23 protein-coding genes are annotated in these 26,036 nt (G+C 69.9%); 15 read left to right on the forward strand and 8 right to left on the reverse strand.

All coding sequences use genetic code 11. The features are described from left to right. Positions 1 to 16: 16 nt before the first annotated feature. Complete coding sequence (locus tag B842_RS13125) at positions 17 to 622, reverse strand: hypothetical protein (protein WP_052437726.1); 606 nt, start codon at positions 620 to 622, stop codon at positions 17 to 19. Positions 623 to 713: 91 nt separating this feature from the next. Here B842_RS13125 and B842_RS03980 point away from each other — a divergent pair, with 91 nt between their 5' ends. After that, positions 714 to 1,556: a hypothetical protein gene (locus tag B842_RS03980; RefSeq protein WP_040085316.1), complete on the forward strand. Its 843-nt coding sequence runs from the start codon at positions 714 to 716 to the stop codon at positions 1,554 to 1,556. Here the strand turns inward: B842_RS03980 and B842_RS03985 are convergent. Then, on the reverse strand, positions 1,553 to 2,152 hold the full coding sequence (locus B842_RS03985) for a DNA-3-methyladenine glycosylase I (RefSeq protein ID WP_040085318.1): 600 nt from the start codon (positions 2,150 to 2,152) through the stop codon (positions 1,553 to 1,555). The two genes, B842_RS03980 and B842_RS03985, sit on opposite strands and share 4 nt — an antisense overlap. 24 nt (positions 2,153 to 2,176) lie before the next feature. Beyond that, positions 2,177 to 2,623: a methylated-DNA--[protein]-cysteine S-methyltransferase gene (locus B842_RS03990; protein WP_040085319.1), complete on the reverse strand. Its 447-nt coding sequence runs from the start codon at positions 2,621 to 2,623 to the stop codon at positions 2,177 to 2,179. 49 nt (positions 2,624 to 2,672) lie between these two features. On the opposite strand from B842_RS03990, the gene B842_RS03995 reads away from it, so the two are divergent. Continuing rightward, positions 2,673 to 3,080, forward strand: coding sequence for a DoxX family protein (locus B842_RS03995; RefSeq protein ID WP_040085321.1), 408 nt, complete (start codon positions 2,673 to 2,675; stop codon positions 3,078 to 3,080). Beyond that, on the forward strand, positions 3,073 to 3,774 hold the full coding sequence (locus B842_RS04000; RefSeq protein ID WP_040085322.1) for a zf-HC2 domain-containing protein: 702 nt from the start codon (positions 3,073 to 3,075) through the stop codon (positions 3,772 to 3,774). The genes B842_RS03995 and B842_RS04000 overlap by 8 nt, the downstream gene beginning before the upstream one ends. A 15-nt stretch (positions 3,775 to 3,789) precedes the next feature. Here the strand turns inward: B842_RS04000 and B842_RS04005 are convergent, their stop codons facing one another. Further along, entirely contained in the window at positions 3,790 to 5,361 is a 1,572-nt protein-coding gene (locus B842_RS04005; RefSeq protein ID WP_040085323.1) for a dolichyl-phosphate-mannose--protein mannosyltransferase, read from the reverse strand. 51 nt (positions 5,362 to 5,412) lie between these two features. Here B842_RS04005 and rsmI point away from each other — a divergent pair, with 51 nt between their 5' ends. The 5 genes from rsmI (at position 5,413) to B842_RS04030 (ending at position 13,407) form a co-directional block, all read left to right on the forward strand. After that, on the forward strand, positions 5,413 to 6,261 hold the full coding sequence (rsmI, locus tag B842_RS04010) for a 16S rRNA (cytidine(1402)-2'-O)-methyltransferase (protein WP_040087305.1): 849 nt from the start codon (positions 5,413 to 5,415) through the stop codon (positions 6,259 to 6,261). A 163-nt stretch (positions 6,262 to 6,424) separates the two neighbouring features. Then, entirely contained in the window at positions 6,425 to 8,194 is a 1,770-nt protein-coding gene (locus B842_RS04015; RefSeq protein ID WP_052437727.1) for a BCCT family transporter, read from the forward strand. Positions 8,195 to 8,204: 10 nt separating this feature from the next. After that, complete coding sequence (gene metG, locus B842_RS04020; protein ID WP_040085324.1) at positions 8,205 to 10,034, forward strand: methionine--tRNA ligase; 1,830 nt, start codon at positions 8,205 to 8,207, stop codon at positions 10,032 to 10,034. Between the two features lie 50 nt (positions 10,035 to 10,084). Further along, the gene (locus B842_RS04025; protein WP_245631398.1) at positions 10,085 to 11,311 is read left to right on the forward strand and encodes an MFS transporter; all 1,227 of its coding nucleotides are present in this window, start codon (positions 10,085 to 10,087) and stop codon (positions 11,309 to 11,311) included. 29 nt (positions 11,312 to 11,340) lie between these two features. Beyond that, positions 11,341 to 13,407, forward strand: a complete 2,067-nt coding sequence (locus B842_RS04030) for a RecQ family ATP-dependent DNA helicase (RefSeq protein ID WP_040085325.1) — start codon at positions 11,341 to 11,343, stop codon at positions 13,405 to 13,407. Here the strand turns inward: B842_RS04030 and B842_RS04035 are convergent. After that, positions 13,368 to 14,069 carry a MerR family transcriptional regulator gene (locus tag B842_RS04035; RefSeq protein ID WP_082028361.1) on the reverse strand — a complete coding sequence of 234 codons (702 nt, stop codon included), beginning with the start codon at positions 14,067 to 14,069 and terminating at the stop codon, positions 13,368 to 13,370. The genes B842_RS04030 and B842_RS04035 overlap by 40 nt on opposite strands. A gap of 310 nt (positions 14,070 to 14,379) precedes the next feature. After that, complete coding sequence (locus B842_RS04045; RefSeq protein ID WP_040085327.1) at positions 14,380 to 15,030, reverse strand: cyclase family protein; 651 nt, start codon at positions 15,028 to 15,030, stop codon at positions 14,380 to 14,382. A gap of 18 nt (positions 15,031 to 15,048) precedes the next feature. Here B842_RS04045 and B842_RS04050 point away from each other — a divergent pair, with 18 nt between their 5' ends. The 6 genes from B842_RS04050 (at position 15,049) to B842_RS04075 (ending at position 21,242) form a co-directional block, all read left to right on the forward strand. Next, entirely contained in the window at positions 15,049 to 15,888 is an 840-nt protein-coding gene (locus B842_RS04050) for a TatD family hydrolase (protein WP_040085328.1), read from the forward strand. A gap of 197 nt (positions 15,889 to 16,085) precedes the next feature. After that, a complete protein-coding gene (locus B842_RS04055; protein WP_040085329.1) occupies positions 16,086 to 17,228 on the forward strand; it encodes a resuscitation-promoting factor in 1,143 nt (380 codons plus the stop codon). Between the two features lie 67 nt (positions 17,229 to 17,295). Then, positions 17,296 to 17,838, forward strand: coding sequence for a type 1 glutamine amidotransferase domain-containing protein (locus tag B842_RS04060; protein ID WP_040085331.1), 543 nt, complete (start codon positions 17,296 to 17,298; stop codon positions 17,836 to 17,838). Positions 17,839 to 17,898: 60 nt separating this feature from the next. Next, positions 17,899 to 19,377, forward strand: a complete 1,479-nt coding sequence (locus tag B842_RS04065) for an aldehyde dehydrogenase family protein (protein WP_040085333.1) — start codon at positions 17,899 to 17,901, stop codon at positions 19,375 to 19,377. A 24-nt stretch (positions 19,378 to 19,401) separates the two neighbouring features. Continuing rightward, the gene (gene rsmA / locus B842_RS04070) at positions 19,402 to 20,277 is read left to right on the forward strand and encodes a 16S rRNA (adenine(1518)-N(6)/adenine(1519)-N(6))-dimethyltransferase RsmA (RefSeq protein ID WP_040085334.1); all 876 of its coding nucleotides are present in this window, start codon (positions 19,402 to 19,404) and stop codon (positions 20,275 to 20,277) included. Positions 20,278 to 20,285: 8 nt separating this feature from the next. Next, positions 20,286 to 21,242: a 4-(cytidine 5'-diphospho)-2-C-methyl-D-erythritol kinase gene (locus tag B842_RS04075; RefSeq protein ID WP_040085336.1), complete on the forward strand. Its 957-nt coding sequence runs from the start codon at positions 20,286 to 20,288 to the stop codon at positions 21,240 to 21,242. On the opposite strand, the gene B842_RS04080 is transcribed toward B842_RS04075, so the two are convergent. Next, complete coding sequence (locus B842_RS04080) at positions 21,235 to 22,593, reverse strand: HNH endonuclease (RefSeq protein ID WP_052437729.1); 1,359 nt, start codon at positions 22,591 to 22,593, stop codon at positions 21,235 to 21,237. The two genes, B842_RS04075 and B842_RS04080, sit on opposite strands and share 8 nt — an antisense overlap. 136 nt (positions 22,594 to 22,729) lie before the next feature. After that, positions 22,730 to 24,100, reverse strand: a complete 1,371-nt coding sequence (locus B842_RS04085; protein ID WP_174520288.1) for a hypothetical protein — start codon at positions 24,098 to 24,100, stop codon at positions 22,730 to 22,732. A gap of 95 nt (positions 24,101 to 24,195) precedes the next feature. Here B842_RS04085 and B842_RS04090 point away from each other — a divergent pair, with 95 nt between their 5' ends. Then, a complete protein-coding gene (locus B842_RS04090; RefSeq protein ID WP_040085337.1) occupies positions 24,196 to 26,004 on the forward strand; it encodes an ABC-F family ATP-binding cassette domain-containing protein in 1,809 nt (602 codons plus the stop codon). Positions 26,005 to 26,036: the final 32 nt, after the last annotated feature.

A 26,036-nucleotide genomic window follows, 5' to 3' on the forward strand; every position in this document is an offset into this window, starting at 1 on the left:
TTCAGGCAGTTCCTGTTCAGTCGCGGAGAAGCGGGTACAGCTCCTCGTCGGTGAGCTGCCGGCCGAGCCAGTCGCTCAGTGAAGGTGCGGTGGCCTCCATTTCCCGGAAGAAGCCCTCGTGATCGGTGGACCACACGGCCGGGTCCCCGGGGTGGGGGTCATCCGCGTTGATGAACAGGTAGTTCGGGTAGCCGTCGCTGTAGGTGAGCAGGACGGCGCGGGAGGCCCGCGGGTCACCGACCAGCTGCCGGAACTTCTCCAGCTCCTCCACCGCAGCGTCGTCAGCGGTGAGGTCGACGAGGGGGAGGTCCCGACCCCGTCCCTCGTCCCACGGGTAGGTGATGTCTCCCGCCTGCCATTCGTGGCCGCACCAGCGCACGCCGCAGGGCAGGGCGACGGGGACGTCGGGAAGCGGGGCGTCGAGGGCGATGAACGCCTCGACATCGGGCAGGCCGACTTCCGCGGGGTGGAGGTAGGGGACCTCCTCGGCGCTGACCAGGCGTTTCGGGAAGCTCAGCGCCTCCACCCGAGCCAGCGGGCTCGCGTCGGTGGGGACCTCCCGCCAGGTGCCGCCGAGGCGTGCTACCTGGCGGAGGACATCCGGGGAGAAGGGCAGCGCCATGCGCCTGACGATAGGGGCGGGACGGAGACGCGGCAACAGGTGGACCGAAATCTCGTGAAGGGTAGCCGTGGCGAACGCTCATGATGAGGCCATGAATCTCAAGAACATCCTCAACGTAATCGGCACGGTACTCATCGTCGCTGGTGCCGGCCTCGCCCCCTACTTCTACTTCCAGACCGGGTCGCTCGGCTGGGATGCGCCCTGGGTCATCCCGGCCGCCATCGGCGCGGTCCTCCTCGTCGTCGCCAGCACCCTGGGCAGCCGCGAGGACAAGGAGGCCTTCAGGGAGCTGGATGAACTCGAGGAGATAATCGACAGGGAGCTCGAGCAGAATACGGGCATCAGGACCGGGGAGGATCCGTCCGGTGTCCTCCTGGGGACAGGAACGGTCCAGAGCGTCGAGCGCACCTCCTGGACGATCAACGACATCCCCCAGTTCCGCGTCAACCTCCGGGTCCGGGGTGCTGACATGCAGGAGTTCACCGGGCACATGAAGGTGCTGCTCATGCCCCACGAGATGTCGGCCTTCAGCCCCGGCACCGTCGTGCCGGTGGCCTACCGGGCGAAGAAGCCGGGCCGCCTGTTCACCGTCCCGGAGGACCGCCGGGAGGAGGCGCAGGAGCTGATCTACCGCCAGCACGTGCAGCTGGGTCTCGTCGACCCGCGGGCGGCCGACGTGTACAGGCGTGGGGTGCCGGTCACCGGGGTCGTCATGTCGACGACGCCGACCGGGGAGATCCGCCACGGGTACACCAGGATGGAGACGACCGTGCGGTTCACCAACCCCCACGGCGTCATGGTCGAGCGGTCCAAGGGGATGTTCGTCCCGCCGTCCGCGCTCGAGCAGGTGGGCGTCGGCCGGCAGGTGAACCTGCGGGTGCTCCCGGAGGATGACACCCAGCTGGTCCTGGAGCTGGCCACCGGCGGAGCCTAGTCCCACACCCCCGAGGTGCCGCGCCGGTGCGATCCGAGAAGGTGCGTGTCCACCACGCCGACGGCCTCCATCAGCGCGAAACACATCACCGGCCCGACGAAGGTGAACCCCGCCTTCTTCAGGGCCTTCGCCAGGGCCTCCGACTCCGGTGAACGGCTGGGGATGTCCGCGAGGGTCCGCGGCCGCAGGTTCTCCGCGGGCCGGTGGGACCAGACGAGGTCCACGAGCCCGCCCTTCGCCCGCAATGCGACCGTGGCCTGCGCGTTGCGGAGCACCGCCTCGATCTTGCGGCGGTTCCGGATGATCTCCGGGTTCTCCAGGAGCTTGTCGACGTCCTCCTCGTCGAAGCCCGCCACCACGTCCGGATCGAAACCGGCGAAGGCCCGGCGGAAGCCCTCCCGCTTGCGCAGGACGAGCTCCCAGGACAGGCCGGCCTGGAAGGCCTCGAGGGAGAGCCGCTCGAACAGGCCCTGCTCGGTGCGGACGGGCATGCCCCATTCGGTGTCGTAGTAGTCACGGAGGAGGTCGGTGCCGGCGGCCCAGGCGGGGCGGGCGAGGCCGTCGGAGCCGATGATGAGGTCGTCTGTGTCAGTCATGTCCTATTGGACTGCTCCCGGGGCTCAAAGGTTCCCGCGGACCCGCTTCTCGTGGTCGAGAAGCCAGGTCTTGGCGTCGAGCCCGCCGCGGTAGCCACCGAGGGAGCCGTCGGAACGCAGGACCCGGTGGCAGGGGCGGATGACGGGGACGGGGTTGCCGGCGCAGGCGGAGCCCACGGCGCGCACCGCCCGCGGGTTGCCGCACAGCGCGGCGAGTTCGGAGTAGGAGACGGTCTCCCCGTAGGGGATGTCCGCCAGCGCGGCCTGGACCCGGGCATGGAAGCCCTCGCCGGGGAGGTCGAGGGGGACGTCGAAAAGCAGGCGACGGCCCTCGAAGTACTCGGTGAGCTGGGCGGCGGCGTGGAGAAGCAGCGGTGACTCGGGGCCGGGCTCCCCGCCGAAGTCGATGGACGTCAGACCACGGTCGGTGCCGCGCAGGGACAGGGGGCCGATGGGTGTGTCGATGAGCATGCGGGCTCCAGTCAACGGGGGGCGGGGTGTTTCGGGGTAGTCTAATCGCATGGACAAACCGGCTGTGAGGGATGCTGCGCTGCTGCTACTGCGTATCGTCCTCGGCACCGTGTTCGTCGCCCACGGGTGGGACAAGCTCATGATCACCGGCCTCACCGAGACCACCGGGCAGTTCAGTGCCTGGGGGGTGCCGCAGCCGCAGCTGTCGGCCTGGCTCGTCATGATCGTCGAGATGCTCGGCGGCGCGCTGCTCGTGGTGGGACTGCTCACCACGTTCATCGCGGGTCTGCTGGCGCTCCTCATGGTCGCGGCGGTGTGGCTCGTCCACCTGGACGCCGGATTCTTCACCGCCCACGGGGGCGTGGAGTACCCGGTGGTCATGCTGGCGGCGCTGCTCATCATCGTGGTGTTCGGATCCGGCCGGGTGAGCCTTGATGGAGTGTTGACACGTGATTGACCACGACCAGGTGCAGGCGGCACTCTCCGCCCGGATCGACGGCGAACCGTCGCCCCTCGATGACGACGTCATCGACGCGCACCTCGCCGGCTGCGCCCGCTGCCGGCAGTTCCACGACGAGGCCCTGGCACTCAGCCGCCGGCTGCGGTTCATCGACCCCGCCGACGGTGGCATGGCCCCGCCCGCGGACCTCTCCGAGGTGATCCTCGCGGGCATCGAACCCGAGTGGCGGCGCACCGCCAACGCCCGCATGGTCGGCCTCGCCGTGGCCCGCTTCCTGCTCGTCATCGCGGGCATCCTCTGGGTCGTGTGGGGCGTGCAGCTGCTCGGTCAGGCCGGCGGCCTCAACCCCGTCGGCGCGGAGGGCGTGGTCTCCCCGGACGCGGACCCGCAGACCGCCACGCTGCTGGTCAACGCCGCCGCCATGCGCTTCTCGCTGGCGCTCGGCCTGTTCACGGTGGCCTGGAAACCGCGTCTGGTGTCCTCGCTGCTCGTCTTCGTCGGCGCGCTGTGGACCTTCATGTTCGGCTTCCTGGTGCGCGACGTGGTGCTCGACACCGTCGCCGACGGCCAGGTGATGGGCCTGCTGCTGCTCTTCCTCACCCTCATCGCCATGGCGTGGACCTGGCTGAGCCACCACGGCTACGTGGTGCTGCGCGCCGGGTGGCGGGAGCTGGGCGCGAACCCGGTGTAGCGCGCCGGGCGCCGGTCAGGTCCAGCTGGGCAGCCACATGAGCGACTGGTACCAGGACTCCGGGACCATGTACCCGTAGAGGATCGGCGACCAGTACAGGAACGACGCCAGCACCAGCGACAGGTAGCCGATGACCGCCACGGTGCCCCAGCGGATCTCCCCGTCGGCCAGGCGCCGCACCCACGACCACCGCACCGGGGCCCCGGTGCCGTGCAGCTGCCCGAGCGTCAGCGCCAGCATCGCGATGATGAAGGGCGACAGCGCGGTGGCGTAGAAGAAGTACATCTGGCGGTCGTAGCCGATGAGCCAGGGGAGGAAACCCGCCACGAAGGCGACCACCGGGATGAGGAAACGCCGGTCGCGGCGGATCACCAGGCACCACACGGCCCACAGCAGGACCGGCACGGTGAGCCACCAGATCGCGGGCGTGCCGAAGAGGTAGATCATGCGGCGGCACTCGCCCCCGGCGGAGCAGTCGATGCCGGTGGAGGAGAAGTAGAGGATGGGGCGGGAGGCGACGAGCCAGGACCACGGCTTCGAGTCCCACGGGTGCGAGTGGCCCCCCGAGGTGGTCAGCGAGGCGTGGAAGTTGAGCACGGACTGGTGGTAGTGCCAGAAACCCGCCGCCCAGTCGGGGAGCACCTTCCGCAGGATCCCGGCGTCCATCTGCCCGTCGACCTTGGCGTGCCGGTAGACGGAGGTCTCGCCGGCGAACCAGGCGCGCCAGGTCCACAGGTAGAGCAGCACGGGGAGGACGACCAGGGAGGCGAAGGCGGGGACGGCGTCACGCAGCAGTGCCCCGAGGAAGGGGCGGGGGACGGCGTAGCGGCGGCGCAGGGCGGCGTCCATGAACACCGCCATGAGCCCGAAGAAGGCCATGTAGTACAGGCCGGACCACTTCACGCCGAGTGCCAGGCCGAGGGCCACGCCGGCGGTGAAACGCCACCAGCGGAAGCCCAGCCGCGGACCCAGGGGGGAGTCGCCCATACGGCCCTCGAGCCAGGCGGCGTGGAGCCGGGCGCGCACCTGCTCATGGTCGTTGACCAGGGCGAACGCCGCCGCCACGATGAAGAACACCTGGAAGATGTCGAGCATGCCGAAGCGGGAGGCGACGAGGAGGACGCCGTCGAGAACCGCGATGAACCCGGCGAACGTCGCGACCTGCCAGCTGCCCGCCAACCTCCGCACCAGCAGCATCGTCATCACCACCGTCGCCGCGCCGAAGAACGCGACCATGACGCGCCACCCCAGCGGCGTGTAGCCGAAGATGACCTCACCCACCGCCAGGAGCTGTTTGCCCAGCGGCGGGTGCACGACCAGGCCGTAACCCGGGTTGGACTCGATGCCGCCGATGAGGGGGTTGACCGCGGAGCGCACCATGTCCCACGCCTGCGGGACGTAGTGCTTCTCGTCGAAGACCGGCGTGCCGGAGGACACGGCGGTGGTCAGCCCGATGAAACGGGTGAACAGGGCGAGTGCGGCGATGATGAGCGTGCTCACGGTGTCCGCGCGGGTCCACCCCCAGGTCCGGGGGGTCACCGGACGGACGCGGCGGGCGTGGCGGGGTGCTTCGACGGCGGTACTCACCCGACTGAGTCTAGGATACGGCCCCCTGCCACGGGGTCTAGCATGGCAGTCATGGTCACTCCCGCCCCACTTCTGCCCACCCGTGGTGTGGTGCTCGCCGCGACTCCGCTCGGCAACATCGGCGACGCCTCCCCGCGTCTGCGTGCCGCGCTCGCCGAGGCCGCCGTCATCGCCGCCGAGGACACCCGCCGCGTGCGCAACCTCGCCACCGCCCTCGGGGTGGAGATCACGGGCCGGGTCGTCTCCAACTTCGACCACAACGAGGAGGGGCGGGCACAGCAGCTCATCGACGCCGCCCGTTCCGGCGTCGTCCTCGTCGTCACCGACGCCGGCATGCCGCTGGTCTCCGACCCGGGCTTCTCGCTTGTCGACGCCGCCCACACCGCCGGCATCCCCGTCACCTGCCTGCCCGGCCCCTCCGCGGTGCCCACCGCCCTGGCCCTGTCCGGTCTGCCCGTGGGGCGTTTCCTCTTCGACGGCTTCGCGCCACGCAAGTCAGGTGCGCGCCGGGAGTGGCTCGAGTCGCTGCGCACCGAGGAACGCGCCGTCTGCTTCTTCGAGTCCCCGCACCGCCTCGCCGAGACCCTGGAGGTCGCCGCGGAGGTGCTCGGCCCGACGCGCCGGGCGGCAGTGTGCCGGGAACTGACCAAGACCTACGAGGAGGTCCGCCGCGGCACCCTGCCGGAACTGGCCGACTGGGCCGCCGAGGGAGTGAAGGGGGAGATCACGGTCGTCATCGAGGGCGGTGCCCCCGACGAGGCCGACGTGGCGGCCCTGGTGCCCGTCGTCGAGTCGCTGGTGGCGGAGGGGATGCGACTCAAGGACGCCTGCCGCGACGTGGCCGCCGGGCGGGGCGTGTCCAACCGCGAGCTCTACGAGGCGGTGCTGGCGGCCCGGTAGACCGTTTGTTACAGCTTTGTGAGGCCCTGTGCAGACATTCCCCCGGTGAGCTGGGGATACCGGAGGTCACGAAAAGGACACACGCCTGTTTTCGGGGCCGGAACAGGCCCGTGACCGGGGCTTTTTGTTTGATACCCGCGGGGTATCCCGAGAAGCTGAGGGTATGACTGCATCTGACTCCTCACCGGGACACCCAGATACCGCCACCCACGAACTCGCGGCCATGATGGACGACGCGGACGCCATCGGTGACCGCCTCGAACAGGCCGCCGGGGAGACGGTCGTCCACGAATCCGCCGCGGGACAGCCGAGGTTCGACTGGTGGATCATCGGCATGGCCGCCCTGGTCGTCACCGGCACCGTCTCCTGGGGACTGCTGGGCGCGGACAGCTTCGCGGACTTCGGGTCCGCCGCGCTCTCCTTCGTCATGGACAACCTCGGCTGGGCCTTCATCATCTTCGGCACCGTCTTCGTCGGCTTCATGATCGTCGTCGCGGTGTCGCGCTTCGGCTCGATCAGGCTCGGCGGTGACGAGGAGGAGCCGGAGTTCCGCACCGTCTCCTGGATCGCCATGATGTTCGCCGCCGGCATGGGCATCGGTCTGCTCTTCTACGGCGCCACCGAGCCGCTCACCTTCTACCGTGACGGCGTGCCGGCCCACCAGCCGCACGAGGTCGGGACCGCCATGGCCTCGACCCTCTTCCACTGGACACTGCACCCGTGGTCGATCTACGCCATCGTCGGACTGGCCATCGCCTACTCGACGTTCCGCCTGGGCCGCCGGCAGCTGATCTCCTCGGCGTTCGTCCCGCTCCTCGGTGAGCGGGGTGCCCGCGGGCCGGTGGGCCGGGTCATCGACATCCTGGCCATCGTGGCGACCATCTTCGGCACCGCGACCTCCCTGGGCGTCGGTGCGCTGCAGATCCGCGCGGGGCTCTCGGCCTCGGGGCTCATGGAGGATCCCGGCGCGGGGGCCATCGTCGGCATCATCGGCGTGCTCACCCTGGCGTTCATGATCTCCGCGATCTCGGGAGTGGGCAAGGGCATCCAGTACCTGTCCAACACCAACATGATCATCGCCGCGCTCCTGGCGATCTTCGTGTTCGTCCTGGGGCCGACGGTCTCGGTGCTCAACCTCATCCCGACGTCCCTGTCCTCCTACTTCTCCCAGTTCTTCCAGATGACCGGCCGTACGGCCATGTCCGCCGACGGCACCGCCGGCGAGTGGCTCTCCGGCTGGACCATCTTCTACTGGGCGTGGTGGATCTCCTGGTCCCCGTTCGTCGGCATGTTCCTGGCCCGCATCTCCCGCGGCCGCACCATCCGCGAGTTCACCATCGGCGTCCTGGTCGTCCCGTCGCTCGTGTCCCTGGTGTGGTTCTCCATCTTCGGTGGCACCGCCATCATCCTCGAGCAGAACGGCACATCCATCTGGGGTGACGGCACCGCCGAGTCGCAGCTGTTCAACCTCCTGCACCAGCTGCCGGGCGGTACCGTGGCCGGCTTCGTCGCCATGATTCTGCTGGGCACGTTCTTCATCACCTCCGCCGACTCCGCCTCGACGGTCATGGGCACTCTCTCGCAGGGTGGCCGCAGCAACGCCACCCCGTGGGTCTCCGCGATGTGGGGCCTGATGACGGCGGCGGTCGGCATGGTCATGCTCACCTCCTCCGAGGACTCCCTGGGCAACCTGCAGGCGATCACCATCGCCGCGGCCAGCCCCTTCCTCGTCGTGATCATCCTGCTGATGGTCGCCCTGTGGAGGGACCTGAGCAACGATCCGCTCTACCTTGACCAGCGCTCCCACCGTGAGTTCGCGGTCCGTCTGGCACGTGAGCGACGGATCCACGCCGAGCACCGGCAGGCGGAGGAACGGAGGGTGCAGCGCGCCGAGCGTTTGGCCAAGCGCAACAAGCCGGAGGCCATGAAATAAGGTGTATCCCATGACCCAGTCTGTGCTTGTCTCCGTCGCCTGGCCGTACGCGAACGGCCCCCGCCACATCGGACACGTCGCCGGTTTCGGCGTCCCCTCCGACGTCTTCGCCCGCTACCAGCGGATGATCGGTAACGAGGTCCTCATGATCTCGGGCACCGACGAGCACGGCACACCCCTCCTGGTCCAGGCCGACAAGGAGAACGTCACGGTCAAGGAACTGGCCGACCGCTACAACCGCCAGATCGTCGAGGATCTCGCCGGTCTCGGCCTGTCCTACGACCTGTTCACCCGCACCACCACCCGCAACCACTACGCGGTGGTGCAGGAGCTGTTCCGTGGTCTGTACGACAACGGCTACATGATCAAGGAGACCACCATGGGTGCCGTCTCCCCGTCGACCGGCCGCACCCTGCCGGACCGCTACATCGAGGGCACCTGCCCGTTGTGCGGCGCCGACGGCGCCCGTGGTGACCAGTGCGACAACTGCGGCAACCAGCTCGACCCGGCCGACCTGATCAACCCGGTGTCCAAGGTCAACGGTGAGACCCCGGAGTTCGTCGAGACGGAGCACTTCCTCCTCGACCTGCCCTCCCTGGCCGAGGCGCTGGGGGAGTGGCTGCGCGGCCGCGAGGACTGGCGTCCCAACGTGCTCAAGTTCTCCCTCAACCTGCTCGAGGACCTGCGTCCCCGCGCCATGACCCGCGACATCGACTGGGGCGTGCCGATCCCGGTCGAGGGCTGGGCGGACAACAACGCCAAGAAGCTCTACGTCTGGTTCGACGCCGTCATCGGCTACCTCTCCTCCTCCATCGAGTGGGCCTGGCGTTCCGGCAACCCGGACGCCTGGAAGCAGTGGTGGCAGGACCCGGCCGCCGAGGGCTACTACTTCATGGGCAAGGACAACATCACCTTCCACTCCCAGATCTGGCCGGCCGAGCTGCTCGGCTACGCCGGCAAGGGCGCGAAGGGCGGGGAGGTCCACAAGTACGGTGAGATCAACCTGCCGACCGAGGTCGTCTCCTCCGAGTTCCTCACCATGTCCGGCTCGAAGTTCTCCTCCTCCAAGGGCGTGGTCATCTACGTCAAGGACTTCCTCGCGGAGTTCGGCCCGGACCCGCTGCGCTACTTCATCGCGGTCGCCGGCCCAGAGAACACCGACACCGACTTCACCTGGGACGAGTTCGTCCGCCGCGTGAACAACGAGCTGGCCAACGGCTGGGGCAACCTGGTCAACCGCACCGTCTCCATGGCGCACAAGAACTTCGGTGAGGTCCCCACCCCGGGCGAGCTCACCGACGCCGACACCGCCATCCTCGACCTGGCGGCCCGGACCTTCGACATCGTCGGCGAGAACCTGGCGCTGTCGAAGTTCAAGAACGGCATCACCGCCGCCATGCACGTCGTCGGTGAGGCCAACGCCTACATCGCCGACCAGGAGCCGTGGAAGCTGGCCAAGGACGAGTCCCAGCGTGAGCGTCTGGCCACCGTCCTGTGGACCGCCCTGCAGGTGGTCTCCGACTGCAACACCCTGCTCACCCCGTACCTGCCGCACATCGCGCAGCAGGTGCACGAGACCCTCGGCCGGGAGGGCGTGTGGGCCGCGAAGCCGGAGATCCGGGAGGTCACCGACGACATGCCGGTCGAGCTCGTCGGCGTCGGCCTGCCCGAGGAGGGCGCGTCCTACCCGGTGATCACGGGTGACTACACGCAGCAGCAGGCTGTGTGGGAGCGGGTCGAGGTCGTCCCGGGTACGCCGCTGAGCAAGCCGCAGCCGCTCATCCAGAAGCTGGACCCGGAGCTGGCGGAGACCGGCCCGGAGTGGGCCCCGGTCCAGTAAAAGGTGTGACGTACTAGGCTGGGCCTCCACACAACGCTAGGAGGTCCAGTGTGAGTACCCCACGTCCGCGGTCGACGCAGGCCCTGTCTGCGCTCCTGCTCTTCGCCGCCGTGTTCTTCGCGGCGGTCAACCTGCGCTCCGGCATCTCCTCCCTCGGCGCCGTGCTCGGCGACGCCCTCGAGGCCTTCGGTGCCGGCGGTTCCCTCGCCGGCGTCATCACGGCGATCCCCGGCCTGTTCTTCTCCCTGCTGGGTCTGCTGGCGGTACCGCTGGCCACCCGGCTGGGGCTGTCGCGCACGCTCTTCATCGGCATGGCGTTGTCGCTGCTCGGCCTGGCGGCGCGCCCCTGGGTGGGCGACGTATGGGCGTTCATCGTGCTCACCGTCTCCGTCACGGTGGGTATTGCGCTGGCGAACGTGCTGCTGCCGGCGTGGATCAAGAACCACGGCGGCCGCCACATCGTCGCCCTCATGACGGTCTACGGGTCGGTGCTGGGCATCTCGGGTGCCGCCGGGCCGCTGACCGCCCTGCTCTCCGACGACTTCCGCTGGGCCCTGTTCCTCTGGGCCATCCCCGCTGCCCTGCAGGTCGTCGTCTGGTTCTTCGTCGTCCTGCGCGTCGGACGCGACGTGCCGACGTCCACCTCGCCGCGGGCGGCGGGGGAGCAGGGGGGCGTCGTGAAGCAGGTGTCCCTGTGGAGGTCCCCGACGGCGGTGTTCCTCATGCTGTTCTTCGGTCTGCAGTCGATGCACGCGTACATCCAGATGGGCTGGCTGCCGAAGATCTACGTCGACCACGGGGTCCCCGCCTCCACCGCGAGCCTGGCGCTGGCGCTGGTCGGCAGCTTCAACATCGTCGGCGGGCTCATCATGCCGGTCATCATCGACCGGCTGCGTTCCATCGTGTGGCTGCCGGTGCTCTTCTCCGCGCTCATGGGGGCGGGGTACGTGGGCCTGTGGCTGGCGCCTGCCGCCTCGCCGATGCTGTGGGCGTCACTGCTGGGCGTCGGCGGCTTCTGCTTTCCGACGGCCATCGCCCTCATCCCCGCCCGCTCCCGCGTCCCGCTGGTCACCGCCCGGCTCTCCGGTTTCGTCCAGCCGGTCGGCTACGTCATCGCGGCAGTCGGTCCGCTCGTGGTGGGCGTGGTGCGCGAGTCGACGGGGGACTGGTCGCTCATCCTCCCGGTGCTCGCCGCGATCTGCGTGCTCATGGGAGCGGTGGGTTTCCGGGCCGCCCGCAACGTGTACATCGACGATGAACTCGCAGCTCAGGCCTAATGTCGGGGACGTGGTCTAGCGTGGGGGCCATGCAGGCAACCAGAGATCGGGCCAATGAACTCCTCACCGGCATCGCGGGGCCGGGCGCGCAGCTGCGCGACGACCAGTGGACCGCGATCGACGCACTCGTGAACGCGCGGCGCCGCATGCTCGTCGTGCAGCGCACCGGCTGGGGCAAGTCGGCGGTGTACTTCATCGCCGCCAAACTGCTGCGCGACTCCGGGGCCGGGGCCTCCCTCATCATCTCCCCGCTGCTGGCGCTCATGCGCAACCAGGTGGCCGCCGCGCAGCGCGCCGGCATCCGCGCCGCCACGCTCAACAGCGCGAACATGACCGAGTGGGAGGAGATCCAGGGCCGCGTCGCCGCCGGGGAGGTCGACGTGCTGCTGGTGTCCCCGGAGCGGCTGAACAACCCGGGTTTCCGGGACGAGGTGCTGCCCGCCCTGGCGGCGACCGTCGGCATGGTCGTCGTCGACGAGGCGCACTGCATCTCCGACTGGGGGCACGACTTCCGCCCCGACTACCGTCGCATCCGGGACCTGCTCGCGGGGCTGCGGCCCGGGGTGCCCGTCCTGGCCACCACTGCGACGGCCAACGACCGCGTTGTCGCGGATGTGCAGGCCCAGCTGGGGGAGGACACCGGCCTGCTGCGCGGCGGGCTCGACCGGGAGTCGCTGCACCTGTCCGTCGTCCGCCTGCCGGACACGACGGAGCGCCCCGCCTGGCTGGCCACGCACCTCGCGGAGCTCGAGGGCTCCGGCATCATCTACTGCCTCACCGTCGCCGCCGCGGAGGATCTCGCGGAGGCGCTGGAGGCCGCCGGGTGGAACGTCGCCGCCTACACCGGCCGCACCGAGGCCACGGAACGCGAGAGGCTCGAGCAGGCGCTGATCGACAACGAACTCAAGGCGCTGGTGGCCACGTCGGCGCTGGGCATGGGCTTCGACAAACCCGACCTCGGTTTCGTCGTCCACGTCGGCGCGCCAGGCTCGCCCGTGAGCTACTACCAGCAGATCGGCCGCGCGGGCCGTGGCACCGACCGCGCCGACGTCATCCTCCTGCCGGGTGCCGAGGACCGTGACATCTGGGAGTACTTCGCCTCCGTCTCCTTCCCCGACGAGGCCACCGTGCGCCACCTGCTCGGCGTGCTGGGGGAGGAGGCCCAGTCGACCATGCGGCTGGAGGCCCAGGTGGATCTCTCCCGCTCCCGCCTGGACCAGGTGCTCAAGGTCCTCGACGTCGACGGCGCGGTCCGGCGCGTCCGCGGCGGGTGGGTGTCCACCGGTCAGCCCTGGGAGTACGACGCCGCCCGCTACGCCGGCCTCGCGCAGGCCCGGCGGGCGGAGCAGGAGGCGATGGTCGCCTACGAGACCACCGACTCCTGCCGCATGCTCTTCCTGCGCGGCCAGCTCGACGACGTGGAGGCCACGCAGCCCTGCGGGCGGTGCGACAACTGCACCGGCCGGCGCCGGGAGGCGACGGTGGACCCGGCCGTCGCCGAACGTGTCGACGCCCGCCTCACCGCCCCCGGCGTCCGTGTCACCCAGCGCCGCCAGTGGCCCACGGGGATCTCCGTCCGCGGCCGCATCCACGGCGTGGAACCCGGCCGCGCGCTGGGCCGCCTCAACGACATCGCCCGTGGCCCGGCGTTGACGCAGCTTCTCGACGACCCCTCCTGGCGCCCCACCTCCCCGTGGCAGCAGGACACCTGGTTGCCGCGCATCGTCGCGGTGCTCTCCGACTGGGGCTGGCCACAGCGGCCCACCACCGTGGTGGCGCTGGGCTCGCACGATCCGGAGCGCACCGCGTTCGTCGCGGCGCTGGCCGAGGCGATCGCCGCGGTGGGCCGGATGAGCTTCGCCGGGGTGCTGCCCGTGCGCCCCGGGGCGGGGGAGGTCACCGCCCAGAACTCCGCCTACCGCGTCACCGCGCTGCTCGACCACTGGGACTTCACCGGCGTGGGGGCCACCGACGGTCCGGTGCTGCTGGTCACCGACCTCATCGACACCGGCTGGTCCGTCACCGTGGCCGGCTCGGCCCTGGCGGAGCGTACCGGTCAGGTGGTGCTGCCGTTCGCGCTGGCCAGCAGGGGGTGATCCAGGAGCTGGTCCAGGGAGGCCAGCGCCCGGACCGCCGTCCGCTGGCGCCGACGCAGTTGCGCCCGACGCTCGGCAAGTAGTCCGGTACGGTGGCCTGCCGCCATCTCGTCGAGTCCGTCGCGGATCTGCGGAACAGACATCCCGGACCTGCGGAGCGTCTTGATCAACCGGGCGCGGTTGACGTCGCGACGGGTGAAGACGCGGTAGTGGGTGGCCGGGTCTCTCGCAGGAGTGAGCAGCCCCTCCCGTTCCCACACGCGGAGGGTGCTGGTGCGGACCTGCAGATGACGTGCGAGTTCCCCGATGCTGTACTGGGCGGACGGCAGGCGGACCCGTTGCCGGGGAGCCTTCCGGAGAATCGCGTCGAGGTCGTTCACCTCCTCGAGATCGGTGTGGAGTCCACTGATGAGCGAGGTGACTGCATCCAGGGCGGAGTCGGTGTCGCCGCCCCACAGGAGGGTGAGGACCCGGCCGGCTGCCGCGTGGTCGAAAGCACGGGAGAGGTGGAGGTAGGCGTGGAGCGCTGACACGTGGACCTGCCCGTAGCGGCGGTAACCGTTGGGCTCCCTGTCAGCGGCCGGGATGAGTCCCCGTGCCTCCAGGTTCCGGACGGTCTGCGTGGACACACCGCATGAGGCGGCCAGCTCCCCGGTTCTCATTTCCTTCAACTCCTCTTTGAGGGTCAGGGCAGGAAAAGGCTGTTCATTCCGTGTGAACTACCAACCAGCAGTTCAAGGATACGGTTCATAGGGGTCGGAAGGTCTCCGACGGTGTGAATCGCTGAAAGAAGGATGAGATGAGACTGACCTTGAGCATTGATCTGGACGCTGTGTCTGACGACCCCACCGCCGAGGTGGGCCGGATTCTCCGGTACTGGGCCGGGGCCGTCGGGCAGATGGATCTGACAGAGGAGGCTGAGCACCCCCTCATGAACTCCACCTACACCGCAGAGGTCGGACGGATCAGGCTTCACCGGGGGTGAGGGACCACCGCCATCGCCCGGCACGGGAACGATGACCCACCCGCGGGCACCGGCCAGGACACCCACACCTGCGCGCCCGTGGCGGGGACCGCGTCCAGGCCGGCGAGCAGCTCCACCTGCCAGCGGTCGTGTTCCAGCCACCAGCGCTGCGCCGGGTATTCCCCGCGGTCGGTCAGCTCGGCCGGGTCGGTGTTGAGGGTGTCGTGGCCGATGGCCCGCACCCCGCGGGCGTGGAGCAGCTGCACCGCCTCCAGCGACCACCCGGGCTGAGGGGCACCCGGAACCCACCCGGTGTGCAGGGCGGCGAAGCACCCGGCGGGCACGGGGCCGTGGACGTCCTCCCAGGCGAGGACGTGGGCGGCGGTGAGGGAGGGGGACGCGGGGGCGTCGGCAAGCGAAAACACGACGAGCGGCAGCACCATCTCGGGGAGGGGGATGTCGGCGAGGGTGCGGCCGCCGGGCAACACGTGGGAGGGGGCGTCGACGTGCGTGCCCGCCGGACCGACCAGTGAGTAGGCGCAGACCTGGAAGGAGTCCGCAGCTGCGGACTCCAGCTCGCTGACCTGCAGCGGTGGGTCGGTGGGGAAGCGGGGCATGTCGGGGTGCAGCGGGCGGGTGAGGTCGACGAAGCGGGGCATGTCCCTAGAATGTCAGCCATGTCGAAGAAGAAGCCCCGTCCCACGCCCGTGCCCGCTGATCCGATCCCCGGCATCGTCGACGCCCACACGCATCTGGCGTCGGCGGGGGCGCGGACCCCGGAGGAAGTCGACGCGATTGTCGCGAGGGCGGTGGCGGCGGGCGTCGAGAAGCTGTGCACCGTCGGTGACGGGCTGGCGGAGGCGGAGCTGGCGCTGGCTGCCGCGCAGCACAACGAGCGCGTGTTCGCGGCGTGCGCGATCCACCCCACGCGGGCGCGCGAGCTGGATGACGCCGCCCGCGCGCGGCTGACCGAGATGGTCGCCGATCCGCGGTGCGTCGCCGTCGGGGAGACCGGCCTGGACACGTACTGGATCCGGCATGAGCCGGAGCGCACTGCGCCGTTGGAGGTGCAGGAGGAGGCGCTGCGCTGGCACATCGACCTGGCGGTCAGCTCCGGGAAGGCGCTCATGCTGCACAACCGGGAGGCTGATGAGGAACTCATGGCGGTGCTGGCTGACGCGCCGCGGCCGGTGGAGACGATCCTGCACTGCTTCTCCTCGCCGCTGGCGGTGGCGGAGGAGGCCCTGGAGCGGGGCTATGTGCTCAGCTTCGCCGGGAACGTGACGTTCAAGCGGAATGAGGAGCTGCGGGAGGTCGCCCGGATCACGCCGCGGGGGCAGCTGCTCATCGAGACGGATGCGCCGTACATGACGCCGGAGCCTTTCCGTGGGGGTCGTAACGAGCCGGCCATCATCGGGCACACGGCGCTGTGCGTGGCGGAGGCGAGGGGGCAGGACGTGGCAGATCTAGCGCTCGAGCTCTCGGAAACGTTTCAGCGGGTGTACCAGCGGGGGTAGTGACAACATTCACAGAGCCCTCTGAGCTGCGTTTTTGTGAAGGAAGGGGCCTCAGTTAACTGAGTTTCCTGAGAAGCTGACGTGTCTCAGGTTCCCTGGCGGTCACATTACTGTTACCGTACTGTGATCAACGAGCCAGCGGCGCCTGCTGCAGGATGGCACGACTTCCCCGAATGAGATCGAGAACTTAAAACCCCATGGGCCTGAACAAGACTTCACGAATCACGCGGATCAACAACTCCGGCACCTCCACCCCCAAGCGACTCGCCACCGGCGGAGTCCTGGGTGCCCTCCTCGTCGGCGGCGTCACCGTCGCAGGTGCCCAGAAGGACGTCACCCTCGACATCAACGGTGAGACCACCGAGCTGACCACCCTGTCCCGCGACGTCGCGGGCGCGCTGGACGCCGCCGGCGTCGTCGTCGACGACGCGGACCTGGTCTACCCGGCCCCGAGCGAGGCCCTCACCAAGGGCGCGACGATCACCGTCCGCACCGCGAAGCCGGTCGCCGTCGTCATCGACGGTGAGGAGACCGAGCTCACCTCCACCGCCCTGACCGTCAACGACCTCATCGGCGAGCTCTCCGACCTCCGCCCGTCCGCGAAGGTCGCCGAGTCCGGCGACACCCGCGTCACCGACGGCATGCGCCTGGCCATCACCACCCCGAAGATCGTCGCCGTCAACGACGGCGGCAAGGTCGTCTACACCGAGGTCGCCGCCTCCAACGTCAAGGAGCTTCTCGACGCCCGCGGCATCGAGCTCGGCGAGCACGACCGCGTCACCCCGGGTCTGGACACCGCCCTGCGCAACAACACCCAGGTCACCGTCGAGCGCGTCAGCGTCACCGAGGAGACCGTCACCGAGTCCTACGAGGCCCCCGCCGAGTACGTCGACGACCCGCAGTCCCCCGAGGGCACCGAGACAGTCCTCCAGCCCGGCACCCCGGGCACCCGCGAGGTCACCACCCGCATCACCACCGTCAACGGCGTCGAGTCCTCCCGCGAGACGGTCGCCGAGCACGAGATCACCCCGGCGACCGCCGCCCGCATCTCCCGCGGCACGAAGGCCGCCCCGAGCGCACCGTCCGTGGCCGGCGGCTCGGTGTGGGACACCCTCGCGCAGTGCGAGTCCGGCGGCAACTGGGCCATCAACACCGGCAACGGCTACCAGGGTGGCCTGCAGTTCTCCCCGTCCACCTGGGCCGCCTACGGTGGCACCCAGTTCGCGCCGACCGCCAACCTGGCCACCCGCGAGCAGCAGATCGCCATCGCCGAGAAGACCCTCGCCGGCCAGGGCTGGGGCGCCTGGCCCGCCTGCACCGCCCGCATGGGACTGCGTTAGGCGTCTGCGCCGGAGCCCGGAAATCATTACCCTCGGGGCATACCACCCCCCGAGAAAGGTAATGAGCATGTCTGACTCCACCGCACTGCAGAACGTCCGGGTCGCCGTCATCGCGACCCACGGATTCGAGGACTCCGAGCTGACCAAGCCTGTCGAGGCGGTCCGTGCCGCCGGGGCCGAGGTCACCGTCCTCGCGCCCGAGGCGGGGACCATCGAGGGCAAGAACGGCACCGAGGTCACCGTCGACGGACTCACCGCCGACGCCGACCCGGCCGACTTCGACGCCCTCATCCTGCCCGGCGGCACGGGCAACTCCGACAAGATCCGCATGGACAAGCCGGCGGTCGCCTTCGTCCGCGCCCACGTGGAGGCGGGCAAGCCGCTGGGCGTGATCTGCCACGGCGCGTGGATCCTCACCGACGCCGACGTCCTCGCCGGCCGCACCCTCACCTCCTACCCGTCGATCCAGACCGACCTGCGTAACGCGGGTGCGACCTGGGTGGACGAGGAGGTCCGCGTCGACAGGGGCATCGTCTCCTCCCGCACCCCGGACGACCTCCCGGCCTTCAACGAGAAGATCGTCGAGGAGTTCGCGGCGGGCGGTCGCTGACACCCGACACATATACTGAACGGTCAGTTGGTAAATCCCGTAGTCCCGGAAAGGACCACCATGACCGTCACCCCGTTCGAGCCCGGCATCTTCGCAGGCCAGTCCGTCAACACCCAGTTCATCGGCGGCGAGTGGCGTGACGGGCGCTCGGAACGGGTCGCGGAGATCACCAACCCCTACGACGACTCCGCCGTCACCAGCATCCGCCTCGCCGACGCCACCGACCTTGACGAGGCCTACCGCGCCGCCGCGGAGGCCCAGCGGGAGTGGGCGGCGGTGGGGCCGGCGGGGCGTCGCAAAGTGATGCTCGCCGCCGCCGAGATCCTGCGCTCCCGCCGCATGGAGATCGTCGAGTGGCTGGTCCGCGAGGGCGGCTCCACCACCACCAAGGCCCACATCGAGGTCACCCTCGCCGTCACCATGGCGCAGGAGGCGGCGTCCTTCCCGACGCGCCTGTCCGGCCAGCTCTTCGACACCAACACGCCGAACCGTGAGGTCCGCGTCGAACGCGGCCCCGTCGGCGTCGTCGGCGTCATCAGCCCGTGGAACTTCCCGCTGCACCTCACCCAGCGTTCCGTCGCCCCGGCCCTCGCCGTGGGCAACGCCGTGGTGATCAAGCCGGCGAGCGACACCCCCGTCACCGGCGGCCTGCTGCTCGCCCGCGTCTACGAGGAGGCCGGCCTGCCCGCGGGAGTGCTCTCCGTCGTGGTCGGTGCCGGATCCGAGATCGGCGACGAGTTCGTCGCACACCCCGTCCCCGGCCTCATCAGCTTCACCGGCTCCACCCCGGTCGGCCAGAACGTCGGCCGCGTCGCCGTCGGCGGCACCCACCTCAAGCCCGTCGCCCTGGAGCTCGGCGGCAACGCCCCGCTCGTCGTGCTTGACGACGCCGACCTCCCCGCCGCCGTCCACGCCGCCGTCGTCGGCTCCTTCCTCCACTCCGGCCAGATCTGCATGGCGGTCAACCGGATCATCGTGACGGAGGGGGTGCGGGAGGCGTTCGTCGGGAAGCTGGTGGCCGCGGCCGGCAGGATCCGCACCGGCGACCCCGCGCTCAAGGACACCCTCGTCGGCCCCATCATCAACGACTCCCAGGTGGAGGCCCTGCACGCCAAGATCGCCCGCGCCCGGGAGGAGGGGGCGACGGTCGCGCTGGCGGGGGAGACCGAGGGCCGCGTCATCCCGCCGCACATCTTCACCGACGTCACCCCCGACATGGAGATCGCCCGCGAGGAGATCTTCGGCCCCCTCATCGGCATCCTCACCGCCCGCGACGAGGAGCACGCCCTGGAACTGGCCAACGACAGCACCTACGGACTGTCCGCCAGCGTGTTCACCCAGGACCTCGACCGCGGCCTGCGATTCGCCCGCCGTATGGAGTCCGGGATGGCCTTCGTCAACGAGGGCCCGATCCAGGACGAGGCGCACGTCGCGTTCGGCGGCACCCGCAACTCGGGGCTGGGCCGTTTCAACGGTCCCTGGGCGATGGAGGCGTTCACGCGGACGCAGACCCTCGGCGTCGTCCGAATCGGTGACTAACCGCTGGTGGTCTAGATTGGTTGCATGACCTCCAGTGAACAACCCGCCGACCTGCTCGGCCCCGTGGAGATCCGCGCCCTGGCGGAGAAACTCGACGTCACCCCGACGAAGAAGCTCGGCCAGAACTTCCTGCACGACCCGAACACCGTCCGCATGATCATCGCGGCCGCGGACCTCTCACCGGAGGACCACGTCGTCGAGGTCGGGCCCGGCCTCGGTTCGCTCACCCTGGGACTGCTGGACACCGTCGACCGCGTCACCGCCGTGGAGATCGACCCACGCCTCGCCGCGGAGCTGCCCAGCACCGTCGGGTGGCGCGCACCCGCGCAGGCCGGGAAGCTGACCATCGTGCAGAAGGACGCCCTCCGCGTCGAACCCGCCGACCTGGGCGAGCCGACGGCACTGGTCGCGAACCTGCCCTACAACGTCTCCGTGCCGGTGCTGCTGCACCTGCTGGCGACCTTCCCGTCGATCCGCCGCGTCCTCGTCATGGTGCAGGCGGAGGTGGCGGACCGGCTCGCCGCGGAGCCGGGCTCCAAGATCTACGGTGTACCCAGCGTCAAGGCAGCGTTCTACGGGGCGGTGCGGCGCGCGGGGTCCGTGGGCAGGCACGTCTTCTGGCCGGCGCCGAACATCGAGTCCGGTCTGGTCCGCATCGACCTCTTCGCCCCCGGCACCGAGCCGTGGCCGATCACCGACGAGTCCCGCGCCCGGGTATGGCCGCTCATCGACGCCGCCTTCGCCCAGCGCCGCAAGACCCTGCGCGCCGCGCTCTCCGGCCACTACGGTTCCGGCGCCGCCGCCGAGGAGGCTCTCCGCGCCGCCGGGATCGATCCGCAGCTGCGTGGCGAGAAGCTCGACGTCACCGACTTCGTCCGTCTCGCGGGGCTCACCTCATGAGCGGGCGCATGCGGACCATCAGTGCCCGGGCGCACGCCAAGGTCAACCTGCATCTCGGGGTCGGTGACCTGCGTGAGGACGGCTACCACGACCTCACCACCGTCTTCCAGTCCCTGAGCCTGTCCGACACCGTCACCCTGGAGATCGGCCCCGACCGTGACCTCGTCGTCGAGGGGTCCATCGTCTCGGGGCTCTCCGCCACGGGGCTCGACGCCGCCTCCGTGCCGACGGATGACTCGAACCTGGCGTGGCGGGCCGTCGACAAGCTCGTGGAGTACTACCGGACGCACCACGGCCTCGCGGAGTCGCGCAGCGTGCACATCCAGATCCACAAGGGCATCCCGACCGCCGGGGGCATGGCCGGCGGTTCCGCCGATGCCGCGGCCGCCCTCGTCGCCGCCCACGCCTTCCTCTCCGAGACGCACCCCGCCGTGCCGATGTCCGTGCTGGTCGACATCGCCGCGGAGCTCGGCTCGGACGTGCCCTTCACCCTGCGCGGCGGGACGATGCTCGGCCGCGGGCGCGGTGAACTGCTCACCCCGCTGCTCTCCCGCGGGACGTACCACTGGGTGCTGGTCTTCTTCCGGGAGGGACTGTCGACGCCGCGGGTGTTCGCGGAGCTCGACACCCTCCGCGAGCAGGGCACGTCACTCGGCTGGAGCATGGAGACCGACGACCTGGCCAAGGCCCTCCTGTCCGGCGAGGCCCGGCAGGTGGCGGCCCACCTCCACAATGACCTGGAGGCCCCTGTCCGCCAGCTCCGTCGCGACGTCGACCGGATGCGTGAGGCCGGCCTCGAGGCGGGCGCACTGCGGGCCGTGGTCTCGGGTTCCGGCCCCACGGTGGCCTTCCTCTGCGAGTCGGAGCTCCACGCCCGCGACGTCCTCGACGATCTGCTCGCCGACGGCGCCTACTCCGGCACCGTCGCACACGGTCCGGCGAAGGGTGCCCACCTGCTCACGTAGTGGGGTCGGAGTCCGCAGCTGCGGACTCCGGGTCGTCGAAGCTGTCCTCGTGCTCCCAGATCTGCAGCAGATGCTCATCGCCGGGAGGCACCGCGCCGGAGGTGTAACGGTCACCCCACCGGCCCATCGCCTCATCCGACACGGCGAGGCCCCGGTTCTCCGAGGTGAAGGACTCCCCACCCGGCAGACGGAAGCGGAGGAACCGGGGATCGGTGTCGATGATGATCGTCATGACCCCCGCCGACACCAGCATGTGGCACCCCGAGCACAGGGGCAGGAGGTTGGACAATTCAGTGGCTCCGCCGTCCCTCCACGGGACGATGTGGTGGAACTCGAGGAAGCGGGTGTGGCTGCAGCCCGGCCCGGCGCACTGGTAGCCCCACGCCACGAGGAGCGCCTTGACCTGCGCGGACGTGGCCAGACGCTGGGAGCGTGTCGTCTTCAGCGTCAGCCCCGACCGGTCAAGCAGGTGGTAGCGGACCGCCCCGTTGAGCACCAGGCGCATGAGGTCACCCGTCATCCCGCCGGGGTGGCCGGGGATGTAGGCCCGCTGGTCCTGGGTGAACAGGACGTTGACCTCCGCGCCGGGGGCACGCACGCGGCTGATCGGATGGCTGCGCACCATGTGGACGAGCCCCATGAAGGCGGTGAACACGGTGACGGTCAGTCCCGTGCCGAAGCGCGAGCGGTTGTGCCGTGGTTCCGTGTCGCCGGCTGAGTCGGGGTCGGGGGTCTCCCGTGCGTCGTCAATGAGCTTCTCGACGGCCACCGGATCATCCAGCACCTCCTGGTCGATGGTGTCCAGGTCGATGAGGTTGGCCAGCTCCGAGATCTTCAGTGCGGCCTTGAACTCCGCCCCGCGTTCGGGGTCGAGCTCACCCCAGAAGCGGACACGGCCGGTCTCGGGGTCGGTGACCACGGAGATCTTGTTCGCGCGCGGGGTGGCGCCGGGTTGATCGCGTCCGGCGAGCAGCGCGGTGAGTTCTGCCAGCGGGTGGGCCCTGGCGAGGGTGAGGAGCTCCTCCTGGTTGTCCTCGGTGAGGTAGCGCAGCAGGAGGCGGACGACGGAGTAGGAGAACTCGGCGTCGAGAAAGGCCTGCGCGAGCAGCGGGAAGACCCGGAGCTTCCGGCCGACGCCCAGGTACTCGAAGGCGGTGGAGCGGGAGAGGTGGAACGTGCGTTGGAGCCACGCGGCGGTGCCCGGCGCGGCGTGGGTACGGGCGAGGTCGCGGGCGTCGAACTCCGCGACCGAGAGGATGAAGCGGGCCTTGAAGTGGGTGAGCTGGCGGTGGGCGGAGGTGAGTTCGGCAGTGAGTTCGGTGTCGGTCCGGTCGATGATGGTCGCGAGCAAGTTATCCCCCAGAAGTCGAATTGCTGTGCGATCGACTGCACCGTAACATGCGCCCCCGACATGAGATCCTGCATGGGAAAACCGCAGGTCAGAAGGGGTCCGCAGTCCGCAGCTGCGGACCCCTGCCGCCACGTGACTAGTGGTCGTGTCCCTCGTGGTCCCCGTGGTCCCCGTGATCATGGTCGGCGGCCGCGGCGTCGACAGCCGCGATACCGTCGACGACGGCGATCTCGAAGGGGGTGACGTCGAGGCTGAAGCGCTCCTTCACCTCGCCGCTGAGCAGGTCGATGAGGACGAGCTCCTTCTTGGCGGGGTCGGTGACGTAGGCGGTGTGGCCGACGACCTGGAGGATCGGGCCCGGCTCCTGCCAGTTGTCGTTCTCGCGCCACTCGGAGATGGCCGGGATGTCTGCGGTGATCTCACCGGACTCCGGGTCGATGACCTTGAGGGCTCCGTCGCCGGTGAGCACCAGGGCCTCGCCGTGCGGGCCGCGGGCCAGCGTGCGGAAGGAGTAGGCGCTGTCGAGCTCCACGGCCTGCATGGTGTTGGTGCGCGAGTCGATGAGGCTGATCCGGGTCGGGCGCTCCCGCTTGCCGTCCTTGTCGGCCTGCTCGTCGGTCTTGTGGTCGCTGAGGAAGACAGGGGAGTCCGGGTGCCCGACGAGGGTGCCGGACTTTTGGAACTCCACGCCCGCCGGCAGCGGGACCTTGTGGAACTCCTTTCCGTCGAACACGACCGGCCCGCCGACGCAGCCGAATGCGGCGGTGCCGTCGGCGCCGGTGGCCTCGCCGTGGATCTTCGGGCAGTCCGTGGTCTCCGCGAGGACGGTGCCGTCGGCGGCGCGGTGCTGGATGGTGTCGCGCTTCTTGTCGTCGCCCACCGTGATGAGCACCGAGCCGTCCGCGAACGGCACTGCGACGCCGTGGTGCGGGGCACCGCTCTCGACGACCACGCCGTCGGCGGCCCGGTAGCCTCCGGCCACCTGGTCGGTCGGGATGATGCGCACGGAGCCCTCGCCGTCGGAGAACAGTGCGGTGAGGCCGTCGTTGACCACGACGTGGCCGGCGGCCGGGGAGTCGTAGGTGAGGTCGCGCAGCTCCGGCTGTCCGGAGTAGTGGTGGGCGTGGTCGCCGTGCGGGCGGGACTTGAGGGCGGCGTCGAAGGCGAGGAAGCGGTCGCCGTCGGCGACGAGGACGTGGCGGCCGTCGCCGGAAGGGCTCAGGCGCAGCAGTCCGCTGCGGTCGGTCCGGGAGATCGTCTCGCCGGTGGCGGTGTCGAGGACCGTCAGTCCGCCCTCGTGGGAGATGACCACGCGCGGGGTGATCGCGGAGACCTCCTGCAGCTCGGCTGCTGCCGCTCCCGGGGCCGCTTCCGCGGTGCTGCTCGTGGCCGGGGTGGCGGTGGCCTGGTCGGCGGCGGGGGTGGTCGGGCTGCCGCAGGCGGCGAGCAGGAGAGCGGTGAGGAGGGTGGGGACGGCCAGCGCGGCCGGGCGGAGTCGTTTCTGCATGGGCGGTACACTAATGCACATGAAAATCATGTGCAACAAGGGGGTCGGAGAGGTTCGCTCCCACCCCTGCCCACGGCCTAGACTGTGCAGTTGACATGACGAATCTGATTAATCTCGAGAACGTCTCCAAGACCTGGGGGCTCAAGACACTCCTCGACGGCGTGAGCCTCGGTGTGCAGACCGGCGACCGCATCGGCGTCGTGGGACTCAACGGCGGCGGCAAGACCACCCTCCTGGAGGTCCTCACCGGCATCGAGGAGCCCGACTCCGGCCGCGTCTCCCACAACTCCGACCTCCGCATGGCCGTGGTCACCCAGCGTGCGGAACTCGACCCGGACGACACCATCGCGGACGTCGTGGTCAAGCCCCTCGGTCTGCAGACCTACGAGTGGGCCTCCGACGCCCGCGTCCGGGAGGTCCTCGGGGGTCTCGGCGTCGCGGAGCTCGGCCTCGACACCCGGGTGGGCAGCCTCTCCGGTGGTGAACGCCGCCGCGTGAACCTCGCCGCCGCGCTCGTCCGCGACCTCGACCTCGTCGTCCTCGACGAGCCCACCAACCACCTCGACGTCGAGGGTGTGCAGTGGCTCGCGCAGCACCTCCTGGACCGCCGCATCGCCGTCGTCGTGGTCACCCACGACCGCTGGTTCCTCGACCAGGTCGCCACCCTGACCTGGGAGGTCCACGACGGCCGCGTCGACACCTACGAGGGCGGCTACAACGACTGGATCTTCGCGCGCGCCGAACGCGCCCGCCAGGCCGACGCCATCGAGCAGCGCCGCCAGAACCTGGCCCGTAAGGAACTCGCCTGGCTGCGCCGTGGCGCCCCCGCCCGCACCTCCAAGCCGCGTTACCGCGTCGAGGCCGCGGAGGCGCTGATCGCCGATGTCCCCGCCCCGCGCGACACCGTCGAGCTCATGGCCTTCTCCCGCCAGCGGCAGGGCAAGGTCGTCATCGAGCTCGAGGACGCCCGCATCGAGACCCCCGACGGCCGCATGCTCGTCGACCACCTCACCTGGCGTCTCGCGCCGGGCGAGCGCATCGGCCTCGTCGGCGTCAACGGCTCCGGTAAGACCACGCTCCTGCGGGCACTGGCCGGGGAGCACCCGCTGGCCGCCGGCCGCCGCATCGAGGGGCAGACCGTCCGCCTCGGCTGGCTGCGTCAGGAACTCGACGACCTCGACCCGGAACGCACGCTTCTCGACGCCGTCGAGGACGTCGCCACCTACGTCCACCTGGGCAAACGCGAGATGTCGGCCTCCCAGCTCGCCGAGCGCCTCGGCTTCTCCCCGAAGCGCCAGCGCACCCCCGTCGGCGACCTCTCCGGCGGTGAGCGCCGCCGCCTGCAGCTCACCCGCGTGCTCATGTCCGAGCCCAACGTGCTGCTTCTCGACGAGCCCACCAACGACCTCGACATCGACACCCTGCAGGAACTCGAGTCGCTCCTCGACTCGTGGCCCGGCACCCTCGTCGTCATCTCCCACGACCGGTACCTCATCGAGCGCATCGCCGACTCCACCTGGGCACTGTTCGGCGACGGCCAGCTCACCAACCTGCCCCGCGGCATCGAGCAGTACCTCGAGGTCCGCGCGCAGCAGGCCGAGGCCGCCGGGTCCGGACCCCTGGATCTGGGGGAGAGGGACCAGGCGCCCGTCGAGAAGCAGTCGGGCCTGAGCTCCCAGGAGGAACGCGAACTGCGCAAGCAGCTCAACGCCCTCGAGCGGAAGATGTCGCGTCTCGACGAGCGCATCGCCACCTTCGAGCAGGAGATGGCCGAACTGTCCGCAGCTGCGGACCCGGACTACGGGAAGATCGCCGACGCCAACACCGCCCTCACCGAGGCCCGTGCGGAACACGAGGAACTCGAGATGGAGTGGCTCGAGGTGGGGGAACAGCTGGAGGCCTGACCCCGATCTGGGGATAGGTGATATCTCAATTT

Origin of the sequence: Corynebacterium humireducens NBRC 106098 = DSM 45392 (assembly GCF_000819445.1) — a bacterium.
GTDB classification, from domain to species: Bacteria; Actinomycetota; Actinomycetes; order Mycobacteriales; family Mycobacteriaceae; genus Corynebacterium; species Corynebacterium humireducens.